A 19,131-nucleotide genomic window follows, 5' to 3' on the forward strand; every position below is an offset into this window, starting at 1 on the left:
TCGTGACTGCGCGGCTCCCGCCGCGCTGCCGCTTGCTGGCGCGCGACATCAGCAATGAGAACCATCCATGGCCTATCAAAGCATCAACCCCACCAGCGGCAAACTGCTCAAGACGTTCGAGCCGCTGACTGCGCCGCAGCTCGACGACAAGCTGGCGGTGGCGGCGCGCTGCTATGACATCTGGCGGCATAAGTCCTATGCCGAGCGCGCGGTGATCGTGAACAAGGCTGCCGCCCTGCTGCATGACCAGGTCGAGGCTTACGCCCGTATCATGACGCTGGAAATGGGCAAGCGGATCGGCGAGGCTCGAGGCGAGGTCGAGTTCAGCGCCAGCATCCTGGCGTATTATGCCAAGAATGCCGAGCGCTTCCTGGCGCCACAGAAACTCAATCCGACCGCTGGCGAAGCCCATATGGAGAGCAGTCCGATCGGCGTGATCTTCGGCGTCCAGCCGTGGAATTTTCCCTATTACCAGCTGGCCCGCGTCGCCGGTCCGCAACTGATGGCCGGCAATGTGCTCGTCGTGAAGCATGCCGCCATCGTCCCGCAATCCGCGCTGGCCTTCGAGAAATTATGGGTGGACGCGGGCGCGCCGGTCGGCCTCTACACCAACCTGTTCATCACCCACGATCAGTCGGACACCATCATCGACGATCCCCGCGTCAAGGGCGTGGCGCTGACCGGCAGCGTGGCGGCCGGCCGCAGCATCGCCGCGCGCGCCGGACAGAATCTCAAGCCGTCGTCGATGGAGCTCGGCGGCAGCGATGCCTTCATCGTGCTGGAGGACGCCGATCTCGAGCACACCGTGAAATGGGCGGTGTGGGGCCGCATGTACAACGACGGTCAGACCTGCTGCGCCGCCAAGCGTTTCATCGTCGTCGACAGCGTTGCCGACGCGTTTCTCGAGAAATTCAAGCGGGCGCTTGGCGCGCTCGAAGCCGGCGATCCGCTCGACGAGAAGACCACGCTCGGCCCGCTGTCGTCGGAAGCCGCCCTTGTGCAACTGCTCGACCAGGTCGACAAGGCTGTCGCTGGCGGCGCCAAGCTGGTGCTGGGCGGCAAGCGCGTCGATCGGCCGGGCTTCTATATGCAGCCGACCATCCTGACCGATGTGAAGCCCGGCAACCCGGCGTTCCGCGACGAGTTCTTTGGCCCGGTGGCGATGTTCTTCCGCGTGAAAGACGAGGAGGCTGCGATCGCACTCGCCAATGATTCCGATTTCGGCCTCGGCGGCTCCGTGTTCACCGCGGACCTCGCCCGCGGCCGGCGCGTGGCCAGCCGGATCGATACCGGGATGATGTTCGTCAACAACCTATCGTGGACTGACGCCGAACTGCCGTTCGGTGGCATCAAGAATTCCGGCTACGGGCGCGAACTCGGCGACATGGGCATTCAGGCCTTCGTCAACAAGAAGCTGGTACGCATCAATACTGTGGACGCGCCGCTGTAGCCCGTCGCGCGCGATCTCTTTCAACGGACAATGCGCAGCCGTCGCGTCGCCCACTCCGCTTCCTCTTTGAACAGGACATCGTCATGGCACTGAAGATGCAATGCGCCGTCGTTGAAGAATTCGGCAAACCTCTGCAATTGCGGGAGTGGGATGTGCCCACGCCCGGTCCCGGCCAGATCCTCGTCAAGACCGAGGCCTGCGGCGTCTGTCACACCGACCTGCACGCCGCCAGCGGCGACTGGCCGCTGAAGCCGAAGCTGCCGTTCATTCCCGGTCATGAGGGCATCGGTCGTGTGGCCGCCGTTGGGGCCGGCGTCACCATCGTGAAGGAGGGCGACCGCGTCGGCGTGCCCTGGCTATATTCGGCCTGCGGCCATTGCGAACACTGTCTCGCGGCGTGGGAGACGGTGTGCGGCGAAGCGGAGTTCGGCGGCTACACCAAGAACGGCGGCTTCGCCGAATATATCATTGCCGATCCCAATTATGTCGCCCACATCCCGGACGGGCTGAAGCCGCAGCAGGCCGCGCCGCTGATCTGCGCCGGCATCACCACCTACAAGGGCATCAAGGAGGCCGAGGTCAGGCCCGGCGAATGGATCGCGATCTCCGGCGCCGGCGGCCTCGGGCATCTGGCGATACAGTACGCCAAGGCGATGGGATTGCAGGTCTGCGCCGTCGACATCGACGACGGCAAGCTGGCGCATGCCACGCGGCTCGGCGCCGATCTCGTGGTCAACGCCAAAGCTCCGGATGCGGTGGAAGCGGTGCGCAAGGGCACCAGCGGCGGCGCGCATGGCGTGTTGATCACGGCGCCGTCGCTCGGCGCCTTCAAGCAGGGCATCGGCATGGCCCGCAAGCGCGGCACCTGCGTGCTGGTCGGGCTGCCGCCCGGCGAGTTTCCGGTACCGCTGTTCGACGTGGTGGCCAACTGCATCACCATTCGCGGCTCCTTCGTCGGCACCCGCAGTGACATGGCCGAGGCTTTGGCATTCGGCGCCGAAGGCAAGGTCAAGGCGGACATCGAACTGCAGCCGCTGTCGGCGATCAACTCGGTGTTCGACCGCCTGAAGACCGGCGACGTGCCGGCCCGCGTCGTGCTCGACATCAGCGCAAGCTGAGCCGGCCGCCGGCTTTCGACAACCCGGCAACCTCTCATCCTCGCTGCGATCGCAGCGGGGACGGCGACGCTCTGCCCCGTGGCCGGGCGATTTGAATTGAAGACAGATGAAAGCAGTCATTGATGATCACCGTTAAGGGTTATGGCACACCGGCCTTCGACAAGCCGCTGGCTCCCGTGGCCGTTTTGCGTCGCGAGCTGCGGCCGCACGATGTGCGCATCGACATCCAATTTTGCGGCATCTGCCACAGCGACCTCCACGTCGTCCGCAACGAATGGCACAACACCATCTATCCGACCGTGCCCGGCCACGAGATCGTCGGCCGGGTCCTCGAGGTCGGCGGCCACGTCAAGAGCTTCAAGCCGGGCGACACGGTCGCGGTCGGCTGCCTCGTCGATAGCTGCATGACCTGCGCGTCGTGCAAGGAGGACCTCGAACAATTCTGCGAGAGCGGCGCGACCCAGACCTACAATTCAAAGGACCGCGTCGACGGCTCCGTCACCAAGGGCGGCTATTCCGAGAGCGTCGTCGTCACCGAGCACTTCGTGCTGCGGGTGCCCGGCAACCTAGACATCAGCCGCGTTGCGCCGCTGGTCTGCGCTGGCATCACCACCTATTCGCCGCTGCGCCACTGGAAGGTTGGTCCGGGCAGTAAGGTCGGCGTGGTCGGCCTCGGCGGTCTCGGCCACATGGCGCTCAAGCTGGCGCACGCCTTCGGCGCCGACGTCACCATGATCAGCACCTCGCCCGGCAAGGAAGCCGATGCGCGCCGGCTCGGTGCCCACCACTTCCTGCTGTCGAAGGATGAAGCCGCAATGAAGGCGTCGGCCAATCATTTCGACTTCATCCTCGATACCGTGCCGTCCGGCCACCCGCTGGATCCGCTGGTGGCGCTGTTGAAGCGTGACGGCGACTTGGTGCTGGTCGGCGCCATCGAACCGATGCCCGGCTTCAACGCGGCGCCCCTGGTCGGCCTGCGCAAGACCATCGCCGGTTCGCTGATCGGCGGCATCAAGGAAACCCAGGAGATGCTCGACTTCTGCGGCAAGCACAATGTCCTGCCCGATTGCGAGATGATCGCCATCCAGGACATCAACGAGGCCTATGAGCGGATGATCCGCAACGACGTGAAGTACCGCTTCGTGATCGACATGGCCTCGCTGAAGGCCAATCACTGACAAAACAGCTGCCGTTGCTTTTCCAGCAACGGCAGCCGTTTTGCCGATTGGTTTGTAGCCAGGACGTATCGCATCCGCGCGCCGCGTTGCTGCGACAAGGACAACAACTACGCCGCGCGCCCCTTCAGCAATTGCTGGAATTCCTCTTCGGCGCGGGCGTCGCGCTCGTTCTTTTCAGGACATTCGTCAGCCTCGGCCTGGCAGGGGCGGATCTCGTAATCATTGTCGAGCATCCGACGAGGCGTCGGTTGGCCAGTCTTGGCCTCGACGTCGGTCACCAGACCGCTGTCGGCCGCCAGTTTCCAGACGTCGGCTTCGGTCGGATAGGACTTGCTCAATTTCGCATCGTCGCTGAACAGCGCATAGGGCATCGGATCGCTCCGGTAAAAGACGTTAACGTTGCAGAACGGCGGAGGGTCCTTTTCGAGCACGTCGCGCAGGACATGCCGGACCAGCGCCCGTGGAGGCTCAGTTCACCATCTTGTGAGGCGTGAACAGACGGCCCTTCTCCACGATCGCGACGACGCTCAGAGCCGCCAGCGTGCAGATGAAGAACCCGGTGGCGAACGGCATCAGCGTGCCGTCATAGTCCTGGCCGATGATAGTGCCGATACCGATGCCGAGCAGGGTGGTGATGGTGCCATACAGCGACGAGGCGGTGCCGGCGATGTGACCCTGCGGTTCCATCGCCAGTGCGGTGAAATTGGAAAACACCAGGCCGAAGGCGAACATCATCAGCGCCGAGAGCACCATGAACAGAGGCAGCGTCATCATGTCGAACCTCACGGCCGCCAGCATGACGGCTGCGACCATGACGTAGCCGACCAGCGCGCCATGCGAGATCACGCGCATGCCGAGCGAGCCTACGAATCGCGAATTCATGAAGCCGGCAATGGCCACGCCGACTGCGATGGCGGCAAAGGCCAGCGGGAAGTAATGGCCGAGATGGAAGATCTCGGTGAACACCTGTTGCGCGGTGAACACGAAGGCAAACAGCGTTCCGATCACGCCGCCGGCGGCCAGCGCATAGCCCAGCGTCTGCCGGTTGGTGATGGTCTGGCGATAGGCGGAGAGCACGTCACCGAGCGCCAGCGAGCGGCGTTCCGACACCGGCAGCGTTTCCGGCAGCCGCAGCGCGCACCAGATCAGCGCCGCAAAGCCGTACACCATCAGCACGATGAAGATGCCGCGCCACTGCGCCAGCAGCATGATGGTCTGGCCGATCGCCGGCGCCACGACCGGCACGGCGATGAACACCATCATCACCAGCGACATCACGCTGGCCATGCGGCGGCCGGCATAGCAGTCGCGCACCACGGAGGTGGCGATGACGCGGGTGGCCGAGGTTCCCAGCCCCTGCAGCGCGCGCGCCAGCAGCAGCGTCTCGAACGACGGCGCCAGGATCGCCAAAACGCTGGCCGCGCAATACATGGACATCCCGAGCAGCAGCACCGGGCGGCGACCGAAGCGGTCGGACAGCGGGCCGATGATGAACTGGCCGAGGCCGAAACCGAGCAGGAAGGTCGACAGCACGGTCTGCAACCGATTGGCGTCGGAAATCCGGAAGGCCGCGCCGATGTCCGGCAGCGACGGCAGCATGATGTCCATGGCCAGCGGGTTGAGCGCCATGATCGAGGCGATCACCAGGACGAATTCCGGGAATCGCATCGGTCGATGCGTCGAAGACACCCAGGCGTCGGCATTGATGTCAGTCACGTCGCGGAATCCTCACAGGAGACGGCAGTTATCGTGGGGATGCTGCGTTGCACAAGCGTTTTTGGGCATGGCAGCTTCGCAAATGCGGATTGGGGAACCAGGCAACAGCGGTGCTCTGTCACCTTTCCCATCGAGGAGAGGACGGATTTTGAAGCAATCCGGCGCATCAAGGCGCTATGGCTGAGTCTTGCGGCGGGAAACCCGGGTCAGCCGCACGGTTTCCCGCAGCAGCGCCTCGCCGGCCTCCAGCAATTGCGGCATCGTCAACCGGCGCGGGCGGGGATCGCGGGCCAGCAGCGGTACATGGATGAAGGCAGCCAGTGCCGGGCCGCATGGCGCCTGCGTCGCCTCGATGCCGCGCCAGGAGAGGTAATTGCAGAGATAGCGGCCGGCATCGCGGGAGGGCCGGATATCCAAACCGCTGCGCAGACCCGCGCGCAGCAGCGCGTGTGTATGCGGGCCGAAGGGCTGGGGTCCCGCGCCCGGCACGATCGCGGATTGCCGGACGCGCGTGTGTTCGGCATCGGGCCACAGCAGCGTGACGTCGTTGCGCGCGCGGGTCTCGACCCGGATGAACGGCGTGCGCGCCGCCAGGCCGAACATCAGCAGCGCATCGGGACGGTGCTGTGCCAGGAGCCGCGGCAATTCGCGATCAACGGCGCCGTAGCTCACCGGGAAGACATGCGCGATGCGGAGAATGTCGGCGAACGCCGGACGGCGCAGGGTCGCCAGCCGCGTTACCAGCGCAGGCGTCGGATTGAACCGCGCGCCGGGAAACGGGCCGAAGCCGGTGATCAGGATGCGCAAGGGCGTGGCCATCTCACTCCTTCAGCAAGGCGGCGATCTGCTCGGCGGCGACCGCGGGCGTGAGGCTCGCGTCGGCGACCTCGCGTTCGATCGCCTTGACCTTGCCTCGCAGCGCCGGATCGGCACGCAGCCTCGCCATCAGGCGCTGCTCCAGCATCGTCCACATCCATTTCACCTGCTGCTCGCGCCGTCGCCTCGCGAAGTCGCCGGACGCATTCATCGCCGTGCGATGTTCGAGGATCTTCTGCCAGAGGTCTTCGATGCCGGTATTGGCCAGCGCCGAATAAGTCACCACCGGCGGATGCCAGTGCTCGCTGCGCGGCGTCAGGATATGCAGCGCGCCGCGATAGTCGCCGGCGGTGATATTGGCGCGCTTGAGATTGTCGCCGTCGGCCTTGTTGATGGCGATCATGTCGGCGAGCTCGATCAGGCCCTTCTTGATGCCCTGCAACTCGTCGCCGCCGCCGGGCAGCATGAGTGCGAGAAAGAAGTCGGTCATGTCGCACACCGCGGTCTCCGACTGGCCGATGCCGACGGTCTCCACCAGCACGACGTCAAAGCCGGCGGCCTCGCACAACAGCATCGCCTCGCGCGTCTTCGCCGCGACGCCGCCGAGCGTGCCCGACGACGGCGACGGCCGGATGAAGGCGTTGTCTTCCGCCGAGAGCATCGCCATCCGCGTCTTGTCGCCGAGGATCGAGCCGCCGGTGCGCGCGGAGGAGGGATCGACCGCCAGCACCGCGACCTTGTGGCCCTGCCGGATCAGATACATGCCGAGCCCGTCGATGGTGGTCGACTTGCCGACGCCGGGCGAGCCGGTGATGCCGACGCGAATGGCGCGGCCAGTGTCGGGAAGCAGCGTTTGCACCAGTTCGCGCGCCGCGGCCTGATGGTCGGCGCGGCGGCTCTCTACCAGCGTGATCGCACGCGCCAGCGCGGCCCGCGAGCCGGCGCGGACGGACGCGGCGAAAGCGGGGATATCGAGGGGGGAGGGAATTGCCATCTAGACCGGTAACACGTTGAGTTTGAGACGGAGCGCTGCCTGTCGCATGGCTTTATCCAATGTAGCGATGGACGCTTTCAAGTCCATCGCCAGGATCACATAGGCCGCGTCGTAAGCCGTGAGGTTTTGCTCGCTGGAGATAGCGACCAGTCTCGCGGCATCGCCGGCAAAAGCTGGTTGGATCTCGATAGTGTAGGTCGCCAATTCATCCAGGATCAGGCCGACGTCTTGAAGTGAAATTCGCTTGCGGCGCACATTTGTGACCAATGCATTGCTGATTTCGGCAGGCCAATGGGCGGGCGCGATGAGTCGTTCCTGCCGCAATGTCTCGATGAGATTGGCTTGCTCCACGGCGACATCCTCGCCGAGCACATGCGCGATGACAAAGGACGCATCGACAACAATCAACGTCGGCCTTCCTCAATCCAGGATTTGATCTCTTCCTGTGTCGCGCCGACATTCAGCCGCTTGCCAATTTCTCGCAGATTGAGTCCGGCCTGCCGGCGCCGCTCGATCTGCTCGGCGGTCAGTACGTCGCTCTGGGAATGCGCTTCCTCCCGAACCAGCCGGGCTACCGGCGCGCCGTCGCGGGTGATGACGACCTCGTCGCCGGTCTGCTCGACCTCGGCAACGAGCTTGTCGAGCTGCGCTTCGGCTTCCGTGACTGTCACATGTTTCATCGGATCACTCCGCTGCTTCGCTATGCCCCAACCTTGCATTGAGCTTGTGGATCAGCTCCTCCGCTGCATCCGCGATCACGGTGCCGGGCGGGAAGATCGCTTCGGCGCCGGCCTTGTACAATTCCTCGTAATCCTGCGGCGGGACGACGCCGCCGATGATGATCATGATGTCGTCGCGGCCCTGCTTCTTCAAGGCGGCCTTCAACTCCGGCACGGCGCTCAGATGCGCGGCGGCGAGCGAGGACAGGCCGAGGATGTGGACGTCGTTCTCGACGGCCTGGCGCGCAGCCTCGTCGGCGGTGGCGAACAACGGCCCGATGTCGACGTCGAAGCCGATGTCGGCGAAGGCCGAGGCGATCACCTTCTGGCCGCGGTCGTGGCCGTCCTGGCCGATCTTGGCGACGAGAATGCGCGGGCGGCGGCCTTCGGCGTCCTCGAAGGCATCGATCAGCGCCTGCACCTTCTCGACCCGGTCCGACATCGTGGAAGCCTCGCGCTTGTAGACGCCGGTGATGGATTTGATTTCGGCGCGGTGGCGGCCGAACACTTTTTCCATGGCGTCGCTGATTTCGCCGACGGTGGCCTTGGCGCGCGCCGCGTCGATCGCCAGCGCCAGCAGATTGCCGTTGCCGTCCTGCGCGCTACGGGTGATCGCGGCAAGTGCTGCATCGACGTCGGCCTGGCTGCGCTCCTGCTTCAGCCGCTTGAGCTTGTCGATCTGCAGCCGGCGCACGGTGGAATTCTCCACCTTGAGCACGTCCAATGGCGCTTCATCGACCGGCTTGTACTTGTTGACGCCGATCACCGCCTGGCGGCCTGCATCGATCCGCGCCTGGGTCTTGGCCGATGCTTCCTCGATGCGCAGCTTCGGCACGCCGGCCTCGATCGCCTTGGCCATGCCGCCCAGCGCCTCCACCTCCTGGATGTGGCCCCAGGCCTTGGCGGCGAGCTCCTGCGTCAGCCGCTCGACATAATACGAGCCGCCCCAGGGATCGATGATGCGGTTGGTGCCGCTTTCCTGCTGCAGGAAAAGCTGCGTGTTGCGGGCGATGCGTGCGGAGAAGTCGGTCGGCAGAGCGAGGGCTTCGTCGAGCGCATTGGTGTGCAGCGACTGGGTGTGGCCCTGCGTCGCGGCCATCGCTTCGATCGTGGTACGCATCACGTTGTTGTAGACGTCCTGCGCGGTCAGCGACCAGCCCGACGTCTGGCAATGCGTGCGCAGCGAGAGCGACTTCGGGTCCTTCGGATTGAACTGGGTCAACAGCTTGGCCCACAATAGCCGCGCGGCGCGCAGCTTGGCGACCTCCATGAAGAAGTTCATGCCGACCGCCCAGAAGAACGACAGCCGGGGCGCGAAACGATCGACGTCGATGCCCGCCGCCAGACCCGCGCGCAGATATTCGACGCCGTCGGCCAACGTGTAGGCGAGCTCGAGGTCCTGCGTGGCGCCGGCTTCCTGCATGTGATAGCCGGAGATCGAGATCGAATTGTACTTCGGCATCTTCTGCGAGGTGTAGGCGAAGATGTCCGAGATGATGCGCATCGAGGGCGTCGGCGGATAGATGTAGGTGTTGCGCACCATGAACTCTTTCAGAATGTCGTTCTGAATCGTTCCGGTGAGTTTTTCCGGCGGCACGCCTTGCTCCTCGGCCGCCGCGACATACAGCGCCAGGATCGGCAGCACCGCGCCGTTCATGGTCATCGATACGCTCATCTGGTCGAGCGGGATGCCGGAGAACAGCGTCCGCATGTCGTAGATGGAGTCGATCGCGACGCCGGCCATGCCGACGTCGCCGGACACCCGCGGATGGTCCGAGTCATAGCCGCGATGGGTGGCGAGGTCGAAGGCGACCGACAGGCCCTTCTGGCCGGCCGCGAGATTGCGGCGATAGAAGGCGTTGGAATCCTCGGCGGTGGAGAAGCCGGCATATTGCCGGATCGTCCAGGGCTGGTTGACGTACATGGTCGGATACGGCCCGCGCAGGAACGGCGCGATGCCGGGATAGGTGTCGAGGAAATCGATGCCGTCGAGATCGGCTTCGGAGTAGCCGGGCTTCACGAGGATGCCCTCGGGGGTGAGCCACGGCTCCCCCGCCGCGATGCCTTGCGCGCCGGCTGCAGTCTGGAACGGAATGTCGGCGAAAACGGGGATCTTGCTCATGTCATCCAGCCTTAGTGTTTGTCATTGCGAGCGCAGCGAAGCAATCCAGTAAGCCACGCAGAAAGGCTGGATTGCTTCGTCGCAAGGGCTCCTCGCAATGACGGCTGCGTGTATCTGTCGTCATCAATCATGATCCGGCTGCTGATAGCTGAACACCTGCGCCAGCTGCACGGGTCCGTAGTTCTGCATCGTGGTCTTGCTCGGCAAATGGGCAATATTGCCGATCCAGCCGAGCCGCGACTCCGTGCCGAATTGCAGCGTCGGGACCATGCGGTCGGGCCGGTCGAAGGCGCCGGTCATGATCTCGATGTTGTCGCCATCGATCTTGCGATAGCTCAGCGGCGTGCCGCAGGCGGCACAGAAATCGCGCTCGGCGATCGACGAGGACTTGAACGACGACGGCGTGCCGCGGGTCCAGGCAAAGTTGGCGTTCGGAATGTCGGCGAATGATGCGAATGGCGCGCCGGTAGCTTTCTGGCACATCCGGCAATGGCACAGGCTGACGCGGGTCGGCGCGGCCGACAGCGCAAAGCGGATCGCGCCGCACTGGCAGCCGCCGGTCAGAACGGGTTTGCTCGCCGCCATTCCCATGCTCACTCCATCCGGCCGTAGGCGGCCACCAGCAGCGCCAGCGCATCGCCGCCTGCAAAGATGAAATCCGCCACGCCGGCCTCGCGCAGGGCGGGCTCCAGTTCGCCGGGCTTGCCGGCGAGATAGATGTGCTTGGCGCCCGCGGTCTTGAGCGCCCGGGCGGTCGCGACGGCGTGATCGGGATAGAGCTTGTCGGACGAGCACAGGCAGGCCAGCGCCGCACCCGACGCCTTGAAGGCCTCGGCGAGCGCGCCGGGATCGGTGAAGCCCTCATTATCGACGGCCTCGATGCCGCCGGTCTCGAAGAAGCTCTTGGCAAAGCCTGCGCGGGCGGTGAAATCGGCCGGCGTGCCCAAATTGGCTAGGAACATTTTTGGCCGCGCGCCCTTGCGGGCGAGAATGTGATCCGACTTGTCGCGCAGCGCCTCGAACGGCACGGCCAGCCGGATCGGCTCCACCGCGTTGAACTTGATCTTGTCGCGGCCGTAGGGCTTCGCCGGCACCGGCTTGACCTTCAGCACGCTGGCGCGGGGCTCGTGCAGATTGGGGAATTCGGAGGCTCCGGTCAGCACCTCGCGACGTTTCGCGATGCTGGCCTGCCGCGCCTTGCGGGTCGCGGATACCTTCGGCTGCAGCAAATTGTTGCCGAGCGCATAGAACGCGCCGCCGGCCTTTTCGATGTCCTGAAACAGCGCCCAGGCATTGGCGCACAATTCCTGCGTCAGTTGTTCGATGCCGCCGGCGCCGGCCGCGGGATCGGAGACTTTTGCGAGGTTGGACTCTTCCAGCAGCACGAGCTGGGTATTCCGCGCAGCCCTTCGTGCAAACGCGTCGGGCAGGCCGAGCGCCAGCGTATGCGGCAGCAGGCAGACCGAATTGGCGCCGCCGAGCCCGGCGGAGAAGGTCGCCACCGTGGCGCGCAGCAGGTTCACGTAAGGGTCGCGCTGGGTCAGCATCCGCCACGCCGTCTCGGCGGCGATGAACAGCGGCTTCGGCGCGAGGCCACAGCTTTCCTCGACGCGCGCCCACAGCAGCCGCAGCGCGCGGAATTTCGCCAGCGTGAGAAACTGGTCGGCGTCGGCGGAGAGCCGCGCATAGATCATCGAGCGCGCGGTCTCGACCGGGATGTTGGCGTCTTCCAGCGCGCGCAGATAGGACACCATCACGGCCAGTACCCAGGCCAGCTCCTGCACTTCGGAGCCGCCGGCGTCGTGAATGATGCGGCCATCGGCGACCGCGAACGGGCCGTTGAAGCCGGAGGCCGACAGTTTCTTGATCGCCTCGGTGACGGCGGGCGCCATCTCCCACCAATTATAGGCGCTCTGGCCCCATACCGCGGTGGCGCCGATCGGATCATAGCCGAAGCGGATCTCGCATTTGGCGGGATCGATGCCCTTCGCCTTGATGTAATCCGCCAGATGGATCGCGGCCATCCGCGATTGCGGGCCGGCGTGCAACTCGATCGCGATGCCGGCGTCGAGGAAGATGCCGTCGAGCAGCTTCTCGATCGTCTCGGGCGTGGCTTCCAGGCCGAAGCCGCGCGCGCCGTTGGCGCCGGCGAAGATCAGCGCAAGGCCGGTGGCGCCGTTTTCGAGGTCGTGCAGCGCCTGCGCGTTGGCCCGCGCGGCGTCGGGATGGTCGATGCGCTGCATGATCTGCCACGGCGCGCCTGCGGCGCGCGCGGCGATCGGGGCGGCGTCTGTGGCGCGGGGGTAGAGCGGCTGGATCTTGATGCCGTCATAGGTCTTGCTGACCAGTCTTTCGAACGGCGCGCCCTTCAGCACGCCATCGACCAGCCTGCGCCAGTCGTCGGAGGTCGCCGGCGCAAAATCCGCAGCCAGTACAAGATCGTCCATCGCAGTCGGCATGAAAACACGTCACTCCCGGGCATTGCTTCGTTATTGACCCGAAAATGCCACGTCGGGGCGGCGAAGCCAATGGGGGTGGGGGATGGCTGCCGCGCTGCGCGCGGACATGTCATGTGGCGGTATGGCCTATCCACTTGTCGTCCCGGCGAACGCCGGGACCCATACCCGCCGAGTTTGCGAAGGCACTCGGGACCTGTGGCGTTTCTGTTGGCGGGCCGGAGGCTACGGGTCCCGGCGTTCGCCGGGACGACGTGGAGAGGCCCGCGCTTAATTCAGTCCCGGCAGCTTGCGGATGTCGTTGGTGCGGACCTGCTTCAGCCAGTCGGCGACGGTCATACCGGCGATTTCGCGGTCCGGTGCGATCTCGGCCAGCGGCACCAGCACGAAGGCGCGTTCGGTGGCGCGGGGGTGAGGCAGAGTGAGTTCCGGCTTGGCAATCACCACGTCATCATAGGCGATCATGTCGAGGTCGAGGCCGCGCGGGCCCCAGCGGGTCTCGGCGACGCGGTTGCGGCCGAACTTCTGCTCGATGCGGTGCAGGGTGAACAGCAAAGCATGCGGATCGAGTTCGGTCTCGATCTCGATCACGGCATTCACATAATCGTCCTGCGGCACGCCGCCGACCGGAGCCGTCGCGTAGTCCGACGAGCGCGCAATCAGCGCCGCCTGGGTCATGCCGCAGATATTGGAGATCGCGCGGCGAAAGGTGTCGCGGACGTCGCCGATATTGCCGCCGAGTGCAATCAGGACACTGGCCATGTCAGGACCTCGAGCGGATGAGAATGACGCCGACATCGTCGAAGATCGCAGCGATCGGCGCGTGCGGCTTGTGCACGGTGACCTTGACTGTGCTGATCTTCGGAAACGCCGCCAGTATCGCTTCGGCCACCGCCCCTGCGGCGCGCTCCAGCAGCTTGTAATTGGCGTCCTTGAAGGCCGAGGTCGCGGTCGCCACGACGTTGGCGTAGGACACGGTATCGCTGAGGCGGTCGCTGCGCGAGGCGGCGGCGATGTCGGCCGTCAGTTCGAGATCGATCACGAAACGCTGGCCGACATGGGATTCGTGGTCCATCACGCCGTGATGGGCATGCACCGAGACGCCCGTGATGAAGATCGTATCGCTCATGTCTGTTCCTCGATGCAGGCTGCGACGCGCAGCGCCTGGACGGTTTCGGCGACGTCGTGCGCGCGAATGATGGTGGCGCCGCGCTGTGCCGACAGCAGATGCGCGGCGATCGAGCCGCCGAGCCGCTGCTGCGGCTCGGACGGCACGACGGTCGAGATGAATTTCTTTCTGCTGGCACCGACCAGGACCGGCAGGCCGAAGCTTTCGAGCTCGCGCAGGCGCGCCAGCGCGATCATGCTCTGCTGCGGCGTCTTGCCGAAACCGATGCCGGGATCGAGCACGAGATTTTGCCGTGCGATGCCGGCCTTCGCGGCGATGGCGAGCGTGCGGTCGAAGAAACGCTTGATGTCATCGACAATATCGATCCCGCCATCGACGTCGTCACGGTTGTGCATGACCACGACCGGGACGTCGTGTTCGGCGACCACGCGCGCCATGTCGGGATCGCGCTGCAGGCCCCAGACGTCATTGGCGATGGCTGCGCCGGTGGCGAGCGCCTTGGCGACGACGGCGGCCTTCATGCTGTCGATCGATACCGGCGTGCCGAGCGCCACGACGTCGGCCAGTACCGGCGCAAGCCGCAGCCACTCTTCGTCGGCGCTGATGGGCCGGGAGCCATAGGGCCTCGTCGATTCCGCGCCAATGTCGAGAATGTCGGCGCCTTCCGCTATCATGCGGCGCGCCTGCGCCAGCGCGCGCTCCGGCGCGTCGAACTGGCCGCCATCGGAGAATGAATCCGGCGTGACATTGAGGATGCCCATCACGGCGGGATAGGGCCGGGCAAACATCGCCGTCAGCACCGGATGGCAGGAGATGGGATGTGCAGGGCCAGCGCTCATGCGCTGGCTTTGCGCGACGGGGGGAGGGGAGTCAAGATTGACTGTCATTCCGGGGCGCGAGAGCGTTATGCGCGTAGGGTGGGCAAAGGCGCCCTTGCGCCGTGCCCACCATTTGCGTGGCGGCGGGCACGCGCCGCCAGGCTGCGCGTGCCGGCGCTTTGCCCACCCTACCGCTCACATCAATACGTGATCTTCAGCGGCAATTGCCGCGCCTTCTCGATCAACTGCCCGACGGATTTTTCCGACGGCATCATCTGCACCAGCTTGCGCTTGTCGTTGGCGTCTTTCATCGCCTGCGCAAGGCGGGCCGGGTTGCGGTGGATCAATTCGCGCACCGTGTTGACGCCGGAGGCGCGCAGCAGCTCGGCCTTGGCCTTGCCCATGCCGGGAATCCGCAGGTAATCGGCGAGGTTGGCCCATTCCAGCAATTGCTGTTCGCTGAATCCGGTCTTGGCGGAGAGCTCCTTGCGGCCCTTGGCGGTATGGGCGGCTTCCAGCAGGCTTTCCATGGTGCGGATGCCGGCTTTCTTAAGCCTGGTCGCGGCAAAGGCCGTCAGACCGTCGATCTTGGAGATGGGATATGTCATGATACTCGAACGGTAAGGTGCTTGGCGCATGCAGGACGTGTCATCGCAGAAAAGGCCGACGTAACTGACGGTCAGGCGAACTGGCTCAGGCGAACTGGCTTAGACCCGGCGTGCCGGCGATGATCTTGTCCATAGCATCGGAGCCGATCTTGGCGCGGCCAAATTTGAATAATTCGCGCGCCACGCTCTGGATTTCTCCCATGCCGAGGCCGAGGCCCATCAGACGGGAGCCAAGCGCCATCAGTCCGCCGCCCATCAGGCTCGAGAGACCGCCGCCGCTGCTGTTTGCTGCAATTGCTTCTTCGGCGCCGGGGATGCTCTTGACCAGTTCATCGACCGGCTCGGCCGGTCCGTCCTTGCGCAAAAAGCCAAGAATGATCCCGACGGTTTTTTCCGCAACATCCTTCTCGATGCCGACCTTGGCGGTCAGCTGTGCGATCAACTCATCCATGTAACGCCCCGCCTCTGCCGGTGGAGTGCCGGCCCCATTTGTGAATTTATCTTGTGCCCGTGTTTTTTGAATTACAAGGACGCTGAAGCCACACGACAGTCGATTCAGACTCATCGCGCGGTGTGTGTTGCATCAATGCAAGCGCAAACGTGAAATTTTGGTCAATTCGCTGCAGATGCGAGCAGCGTTCGCCCGGCGTTTCATCAGCCGCTGGAATGAAGTAAGGTTCAATGAATACGGCATACAATTTTTTCCAATGTGCGACAGAGGCCCATGGATGGCGATGACCGAGATCAAGTCCGGCGACACCGACGACAAAATCTTTATCGGCAAAAGCGAGGAACCGGCATGGCTGACGCTTGGCCTCGCCAATCGCCATGGTCTTGTCACTGGCGCGACGGGAACGGGCAAGACCGTATCTCTACAGGTGATGGCGGAGGGCTTTGCCCGCGCCGGCGTGCCGGTGTTCGCCGCCGACATCAAGGGCGACCTGTCGGGCATTGCCGAAGTCGGCGAAGCCAAGGACTTCATTCTGGCGCGCGCCAGGGAAATGGCGCTGACCTTCCAGCCCGACCAGTTCTCGACGGTGTTTTGGGACGTGTTCGGCGAACAGGGCCATCCGGTACGCGCCACCGTCTCGGAAATGGGACCGCTGCTGCTGTCGCGCATGCTCGATCTCAACGACGTGCAGGAAGGCGTGCTCAACGTTGCTTTTCGCGTGGCCGACGACAACGGCCTGCCGTTGCTCGACATGAAAGATCTGCGCGCGGTCCTGGACGCGATCGTGCCAGCCACCAAGAAGGCGCTCGACGAGGCCGGCGACACCGAAGAGATGGCCGTGATCCGCGCTGCAGCGCAGAAATTCGGCAATGTCACCAAACAGACTGTCGGCACCATCCAGCGCCAGTTGCTGGTGCTGGAGAACCAGGGCGGCACGATGTTCTTCGGCGAGCCCGCGCTCGACATCAAGGACTTCATGCGCACCGACCGCGACGGCCGCGGCATGGTCAACATCCTGGTCGCCGACAGGCTGATGCAGAGCCCGAAGCTGTATGCGACGTTCCTGCTGTGGATGCTGTCGGAACTGTTCGAGCAACTGCCCGAGGCCGGCGATCCGCCGAAGCCGAAGCTGGTGTTTTTCTTCGACGAGGCGCACCTGTTGTTCAACGACGCGCCGAAGGCCCTGATGGACAAGATCGAGCAGGTCGTTCGCCTGATCCGCTCCAAGGGCGTCGGCGTCTATTTCGTGACGCAGAACCCGATCGACGTGCCGGACAAGGTGCTGGCGCAGCTCGGCAACCGCGTGCAGCACGCGCTGCGCGCCTTCACGCCGCGCGACCAGAAGGCGGTCGCCGCCGCGGCGCAAACCTTTCGCGCCAATCCGAAGCTGGATACCGCGAAGGTCATCACCGAGCTTGGCAAGGGCGAGGCGCTGGTCTCGTTCCTCGAGGGCAACGGCACGCCGGCGATGGTCGAGCGCGTGATGGTGCGGCCGCCGACCGCGCGGATCGGGCCGCTGACATCGCCTGAGCGCGCGGCGATCATCAATGGCAGTCCGATGAAGGGCAAATACGACACCATGGTCGATCGCGATTCGGCCTCCGAGATGCTGCAGCGGCGCATCGCCGGCACCGCGGCGCCGGCGGATGGCAGCGCACCCGACGGTGGCGGATTTCTCGGCCAGCTCGGCGGGATTGTCGGCGCGATCTTCGGCACCGGCGCGGGCCGGCGCGGCCGGCTGTCGACCGGACAGGTGATCGCGCGCAGCGTGACGCGCTCGGTCACCAACAAGGTGGTCGGCGGCATCGTGGCGAGCCTGGGCAAATCGGTGGGCGGCTCGCTCGGCAGTTCGATCGGCCGCGAAATCGTCCGCGGCACGCTCGGCGGAATCATGAAGCGCTAGTTCGTAGCCCGGATGAAGTTGGCGCACGCGCCTGGCGCGGGCGGTGACGCAATCCGGGGCCGGCAGCTTTGATGGATGGGCTGGCCCCGGATTGGCATCCGGGCTACGGCTCTGCGCGCTGCCCTTGGTGACCTATGGACCAACCGACTCGATGACCTCTTCAGCCATCACCGATCGTTCCCATGCCTGGTTTCTCGTGCAGGTCGCGCGGCTGCGCGCCGCAGAGGTGCCAGGTTGGCTGTGGGTCGTGCTGCTGTGGGCGGTGTTCGCGTATCCCGCAGTGGGGCTGCGCGGCGTGCATTACGAAGAGGGCACCGTCATCGGCCTGGCGCGCGGCGCGGTCGAGGACGGCCACTGGCTGGCGCCGCATCTCTATGGCGTGCGCTTTGTCGAGCGCCCGGTTCTGCTGTCGTGGATCGCGGCCGGTTTGGGGTCGCTGTTCGGCGGCGTCGGCGTGTGGAGCGCGCGGCTGCCGCATCTGATGTTCCTGCTCGCCGGCGGACTGATGGTGTTCCATCTGGTGCGGCCGCTGACGCGAACGCCGCCCGCAGTATTCGGCGCGCTGTGCTGGTTTGCCTGTTCCATGGTCGGGCAGAAGTTCATCACCGCCGAGCCCGACGTGACACTATCGGTGCTGCTGTTCGGCGCCTTCGTGGTGTGGTGGAAGGGCGAGCAGCACGGCCACGTCGCGCTGTCGCGCTGGGTCGCGGCAGGCTTACTGCTCGGCGCCGCCGGGCTGGTCAAGGGGCCGCAGCCGATCGCCTATTTCACGCTCGGCGTCGGCGTCTATCTGTTGCTGAAGCAGCGCTGGCGCGACCTGCCTGGATTCATTCTCGCCAATGCGGTGGGTGCGATGATCGTCGGCGCCTGGTATGTCGCGGTGCTGCAGCCCGGCGACGTCGCGCATTGGCGCAGCCATTCCCGCCTCGCCGACGGCATGGACGCGTCGCACTGGCTGCGCGACCATCTGGATTTCATTGCCAGCCTGTTCGTCGAATGGCTGCCGGGCTCGCTGTTGCTGGGACCTGCGATCGTCGCGCTGTGGCGCCGGGACGATCTGCGCGACAACGGATTGTTGTTCGCCGCGCTGATGTATGCCGGCGTCGGCACGATGGTGCTGGTCGCGTGGCCGGGCGGCGTGGCGACGCGCTATGCGATGCCGGCCAATCTGGCGCTCGCGGTGCTCGGCGGCGTGCTGTTCGATCGCTGGTGGTCGAGTCGGCCGTGGCTGATCGGCGCCGGCAACACCGTGGTGATCGCGATCTCCTGTTATCTGGTGCTGCTCGGCTGGGTGGCGATGCCGCTGTTCCCCGATGCGTTCCGGCAGACCAGGATCGCAGCACTTCAGATCGAGGCGGTACGCGCGCTGCGGCCGGGCCCGCTCTATGTCAGCAGCAGCGCTTCCAACGTCAACATTCTGGCCAGCGTCGCCGCGCCGGTACGGGTGCTGCCGCTGGCGGCGATCGCACAATTGCCGGTTCCGGCACTGGCCATGTTGACGCCGGCCGATATCGCGACGCTGGCCGCAATCGCTCCGACGCGGCGCCTCGTGCCGCTCGCGGTCCCGCGCGACAAGAGCGACGCGCGGGTGGTGGAGATTCTGCCGAATTGATGGAGGCGCAGCTTCTCCACATGTCGTCCCGGCCCAGCGAG

19 protein-coding genes are annotated in these 19,131 nt (G+C 65.2%); 5 read left to right on the forward strand and 14 right to left on the reverse strand.

The features are described 5' to 3' along the window. Nucleotides 1-67: 67 nt before the first annotated feature. From FNL56_RS11845 to FNL56_RS11855, 3 genes are all read left to right on the forward strand, one after another. Complete coding sequence (locus tag FNL56_RS11845) at nucleotides 68-1,450, forward strand: NAD-dependent succinate-semialdehyde dehydrogenase (protein ID WP_143582009.1); 1,383 nt, start codon at nucleotides 68-70, stop codon at nucleotides 1,448-1,450. 83 nt (nucleotides 1,451-1,533) lie between these two features. Beyond that, on the forward strand, nucleotides 1,534-2,568 hold the full coding sequence (locus FNL56_RS11850) for a zinc-dependent alcohol dehydrogenase (RefSeq protein WP_143572922.1): 1,035 nt from the start codon (nucleotides 1,534-1,536) through the stop codon (nucleotides 2,566-2,568). A gap of 122 nt (nucleotides 2,569-2,690) precedes the next feature. Then, on the forward strand, nucleotides 2,691-3,746 hold the full coding sequence (locus FNL56_RS11855; protein WP_143572924.1) for an NAD(P)-dependent alcohol dehydrogenase: 1,056 nt from the start codon (nucleotides 2,691-2,693) through the stop codon (nucleotides 3,744-3,746). Nucleotides 3,747-3,853: 107 nt separating this feature from the next. On the opposite strand, the gene FNL56_RS11860 is transcribed toward FNL56_RS11855, so the two are convergent. The 14 genes from FNL56_RS11860 to FNL56_RS11925 form a co-directional block, all read right to left on the reverse strand. Then, on the reverse strand, nucleotides 3,854-4,117 hold the full coding sequence (locus tag FNL56_RS11860) for a hypothetical protein (RefSeq protein ID WP_143582010.1): 264 nt from the start codon (nucleotides 4,115-4,117) through the stop codon (nucleotides 3,854-3,856). 97 nt (nucleotides 4,118-4,214) lie between these two features. Next, complete coding sequence (locus tag FNL56_RS11865; RefSeq protein WP_168202909.1) at nucleotides 4,215-5,462, reverse strand: multidrug effflux MFS transporter; 1,248 nt, start codon at nucleotides 5,460-5,462, stop codon at nucleotides 4,215-4,217. Nucleotides 5,463-5,636: 174 nt separating this feature from the next. After that, nucleotides 5,637-6,281 carry a pyroglutamyl-peptidase I family protein gene (locus tag FNL56_RS11870; RefSeq protein WP_143572926.1) on the reverse strand — a complete coding sequence of 215 codons (645 nt, stop codon included), beginning with the start codon at nucleotides 6,279-6,281 and terminating at the stop codon, nucleotides 5,637-5,639. A 1-nt stretch (nucleotide 6,282) separates the two neighbouring features. Continuing rightward, nucleotides 6,283-7,272, reverse strand: a complete 990-nt coding sequence (gene meaB / locus FNL56_RS11875) for a methylmalonyl Co-A mutase-associated GTPase MeaB (RefSeq protein ID WP_143572928.1) — start codon at nucleotides 7,270-7,272, stop codon at nucleotides 6,283-6,285. Next, on the reverse strand, nucleotides 7,273-7,680 hold the full coding sequence (locus tag FNL56_RS11880; protein WP_143572930.1) for a type II toxin-antitoxin system VapC family toxin: 408 nt from the start codon (nucleotides 7,678-7,680) through the stop codon (nucleotides 7,273-7,275). It lies immediately after the preceding gene. Further along, complete coding sequence (locus FNL56_RS11885; protein WP_143572932.1) at nucleotides 7,677-7,952, reverse strand: type II toxin-antitoxin system Phd/YefM family antitoxin; 276 nt, start codon at nucleotides 7,950-7,952, stop codon at nucleotides 7,677-7,679. The genes FNL56_RS11880 and FNL56_RS11885 overlap by 4 nt, the downstream gene beginning before the upstream one ends. 4 nt (nucleotides 7,953-7,956) lie before the next feature. Then, entirely contained in the window at nucleotides 7,957-10,113 is a 2,157-nt protein-coding gene (scpA, locus tag FNL56_RS11890) for a methylmalonyl-CoA mutase (protein ID WP_143572934.1), read from the reverse strand. 123 nt (nucleotides 10,114-10,236) lie between these two features. After that, complete coding sequence (locus tag FNL56_RS11895; protein ID WP_143572936.1) at nucleotides 10,237-10,698, reverse strand: GFA family protein; 462 nt, start codon at nucleotides 10,696-10,698, stop codon at nucleotides 10,237-10,239. An 8-nt stretch (nucleotides 10,699-10,706) separates the two neighbouring features. Further along, nucleotides 10,707-12,572 carry a methylmalonyl-CoA mutase family protein gene (locus tag FNL56_RS11900; protein ID WP_143572937.1) on the reverse strand — a complete coding sequence of 622 codons (1,866 nt, stop codon included), beginning with the start codon at nucleotides 12,570-12,572 and terminating at the stop codon, nucleotides 10,707-10,709. A gap of 267 nt (nucleotides 12,573-12,839) precedes the next feature. Beyond that, nucleotides 12,840-13,331, reverse strand: coding sequence for a 2-amino-4-hydroxy-6-hydroxymethyldihydropteridine diphosphokinase (folK, locus tag FNL56_RS11905; RefSeq protein ID WP_143572939.1), 492 nt, complete (start codon nucleotides 13,329-13,331; stop codon nucleotides 12,840-12,842). A 1-nt stretch (nucleotide 13,332) separates the two neighbouring features. Next, entirely contained in the window at nucleotides 13,333-13,698 is a 366-nt protein-coding gene (gene folB / locus FNL56_RS11910) for a dihydroneopterin aldolase (protein WP_143572940.1), read from the reverse strand. Further along, entirely contained in the window at nucleotides 13,695-14,537 is an 843-nt protein-coding gene (gene folP / locus FNL56_RS11915) for a dihydropteroate synthase (protein WP_143572941.1), read from the reverse strand. The genes folB and folP overlap by 4 nt, the downstream gene beginning before the upstream one ends. A gap of 179 nt (nucleotides 14,538-14,716) precedes the next feature. Then, nucleotides 14,717-15,124, reverse strand: a complete 408-nt coding sequence (locus FNL56_RS11920) for a DUF4332 domain-containing protein (protein WP_143572943.1) — start codon at nucleotides 15,122-15,124, stop codon at nucleotides 14,717-14,719. An 85-nt stretch (nucleotides 15,125-15,209) separates the two neighbouring features. Continuing rightward, the gene (locus tag FNL56_RS11925) at nucleotides 15,210-15,575 is read right to left on the reverse strand and encodes a DUF2267 domain-containing protein (protein ID WP_168203072.1); all 366 of its coding nucleotides are present in this window, start codon (nucleotides 15,573-15,575) and stop codon (nucleotides 15,210-15,212) included. 277 nt (nucleotides 15,576-15,852) lie between these two features. On the opposite strand from FNL56_RS11925, the gene FNL56_RS11930 reads away from it, so the two are divergent. Both FNL56_RS11930 and FNL56_RS11935 read left to right on the forward strand, forming a co-directional pair. Continuing rightward, nucleotides 15,853-17,478 carry a helicase HerA-like domain-containing protein gene (locus tag FNL56_RS11930; protein WP_143572947.1) on the forward strand — a complete coding sequence of 542 codons (1,626 nt, stop codon included), beginning with the start codon at nucleotides 15,853-15,855 and terminating at the stop codon, nucleotides 17,476-17,478. 151 nt (nucleotides 17,479-17,629) lie between these two features. Beyond that, the gene (locus FNL56_RS11935; RefSeq protein ID WP_143572949.1) at nucleotides 17,630-19,090 is read left to right on the forward strand and encodes an ArnT family glycosyltransferase; all 1,461 of its coding nucleotides are present in this window, start codon (nucleotides 17,630-17,632) and stop codon (nucleotides 19,088-19,090) included. The last annotated feature ends 41 nt before the right edge of the window (nucleotides 19,091-19,131 follow it).

Source organism: Tardiphaga sp. vice304 (genome assembly GCF_007018905.1).
Lineage (GTDB): Bacteria > Pseudomonadota > Alphaproteobacteria > Rhizobiales > Xanthobacteraceae > Tardiphaga.

Coding starts and splice junctions, on each gene's coding strand:
- FNL56_RS11845 (WP_143582009.1), top strand. CDS start 68: ATGGCCTATCAAAGCATCAACCCCACCAGCGGCAAACTGCTCAAGACG.
- FNL56_RS11850 (WP_143572922.1), top strand. CDS start 1,534: ATGGCACTGAAGATGCAATGCGCCGTCGTTGAAGAATTCGGCAAACCT.
- FNL56_RS11855 (WP_143572924.1), top strand. CDS start 2,691: ATGATCACCGTTAAGGGTTATGGCACACCGGCCTTCGACAAGCCGCTG.
- FNL56_RS11860 (WP_143582010.1), bottom strand. CDS start 4,117: ATGCCCTATGCGCTGTTCAGCGACGATGCGAAATTGAGCAAGTCCTAT.
- FNL56_RS11870 (WP_143572926.1), bottom strand. CDS start 6,281: ATGGCCACGCCCTTGCGCATCCTGATCACCGGCTTCGGCCCGTTTCCC.
- meaB (WP_143572928.1), bottom strand. CDS start 7,272: ATGGCAATTCCCTCCCCCCTCGATATCCCCGCTTTCGCCGCGTCCGTC.
- FNL56_RS11885 (WP_143572932.1), bottom strand. CDS start 7,952: ATGAAACATGTGACAGTCACGGAAGCCGAAGCGCAGCTCGACAAGCTC.
- scpA (WP_143572934.1), bottom strand. CDS start 10,113: ATGAGCAAGATCCCCGTTTTCGCCGACATTCCGTTCCAGACTGCAGCC.
- FNL56_RS11895 (WP_143572936.1), bottom strand. CDS start 10,698: ATGGCGGCGAGCAAACCCGTTCTGACCGGCGGCTGCCAGTGCGGCGCG.
- FNL56_RS11900 (WP_143572937.1), bottom strand. CDS start 12,572: ATGCCGACTGCGATGGACGATCTTGTACTGGCTGCGGATTTTGCGCCG.
- folK (WP_143572939.1), bottom strand. CDS start 13,331: ATGGCCAGTGTCCTGATTGCACTCGGCGGCAATATCGGCGACGTCCGC.
- folB (WP_143572940.1), bottom strand. CDS start 13,698: ATGAGCGATACGATCTTCATCACGGGCGTCTCGGTGCATGCCCATCAC.
- folP (WP_143572941.1), bottom strand. CDS start 14,537: ATGAGCGCTGGCCCTGCACATCCCATCTCCTGCCATCCGGTGCTGACG.
- FNL56_RS11920 (WP_143572943.1), bottom strand. CDS start 15,124: ATGACATATCCCATCTCCAAGATCGACGGTCTGACGGCCTTTGCCGCG.
- FNL56_RS11925 (WP_168203072.1), bottom strand. CDS start 15,575: ATGGATGAGTTGATCGCACAGCTGACCGCCAAGGTCGGCATCGAGAAG.
- FNL56_RS11930 (WP_143572947.1), top strand. CDS start 15,853: ATGGCGATGACCGAGATCAAGTCCGGCGACACCGACGACAAAATCTTT.
- FNL56_RS11935 (WP_143572949.1), top strand. CDS start 17,630: ATGACCTCTTCAGCCATCACCGATCGTTCCCATGCCTGGTTTCTCGTG.